Raw genomic sequence first — 1,022 nt, 5'->3', positions numbered from 1 at the left:
GGCCCAGTACCGCATTATCTACCTGGCCGGCTAAGCGCACAGATACTTCACCATCCTGCGATACGGTAATACTGGTCGCATCCGGGGGGATAACAATATTGGGCTGCACCTGAAAGCCGGCACCGGAGGTCACCAGGTTGCCGTCGCCATCGACAGTGAACTGACCATTTCGGGTATAAGAAGTGGTGCCATCAGGCATTAATACCTCAAAAAAACCATGGCCCTGAATCATCATATCCAAACTATTCTCAGTGGTAATCATATTGCCCTGAGTAAAGTTTTTCTGAGTGGCCACAACTTTGGTACCAGCACCAATCATCAAGCCATTTGGCAATTCAGAGTTTTGAGAAGAACGCCCGCCGGGTTGGTTAACGTTCTGATACAGTAAATCTTCAAACACCGCCCGGCTCTTTTTAAATCCTACCGTGCTGGCGTTGGCCAGGTTATTCGAAATCACCGAAATATCACGCTGTTTTGCGTCTAAACCGGTTTTACTTATCCACAGAGCTGGATGCATCTGTTACCTCCCGGACCTTAGCCCATTAATCAGTTAACTAGCCCATGATCCGCAGCAAAGCGTTCTGCTGGCGGTCCATTTCTTCGGCACTTTTCATCATTTTCACCTGCAATTCAAACTGGCGTTGCAGGCTTATCATATAAGTCATTTCGCCCACGGCATTAACGTTGCTGCCCTCGTAGGCACCATGCAATAAGCTGACATTAATATCGGCGGCGGCAAGCTGGCCGTCTTTGCGCCGGAACAAACCGTCAGTGCCTTTTGTCAGATCAGCATGTATCGGGTTGACCAGCTTAATTCTGCCGACTTCTTCCAGCGCATTCGCCGGTGCTCCCTGAGGCAGCGCACTAATAGTACCGTCCTGGCCTATTTCTAACTTAGCCAGGGGTACCGGCAGTTGGATTGGCCCGCCATCCCCTATCACCGCCCGGCCGTTCGCGGTTTCCAGCATACCCGTAGGGCTTAACTGCAAATTTCCGGCACGGGTGTAGGCTTCATTGCCATC

General features: G+C 51.0%; 2 protein-coding genes. Both read right to left on the bottom strand.

Going from position 1 to position 1,022, the window contains the following annotated elements; translation table 11 throughout:
* Positions 1-517: flagellar hook-basal body complex protein (locus ABY802_RS16935; RefSeq protein WP_372628288.1), on the bottom strand; the 517-nt coding region annotated here is incomplete at its 3' end.
* A 37-nt stretch (positions 518-554) separates the two neighbouring features.
* The coding region (locus ABY802_RS16930) for a flagellar basal body rod protein FlgF (protein ID WP_372628287.1) at positions 555-1,022 on the bottom strand (468 nt) is incomplete at its 5' end.

The organism is Arsukibacterium sp., assembly GCF_041616895.1.
Classification (GTDB): Bacteria; Pseudomonadota; Gammaproteobacteria; order Enterobacterales; family Alteromonadaceae; genus Alishewanella.
The sequence above is the reverse complement of the archived record's forward strand: the minus strand, read 5'-3'. Positions and strand labels throughout refer to the sequence as shown.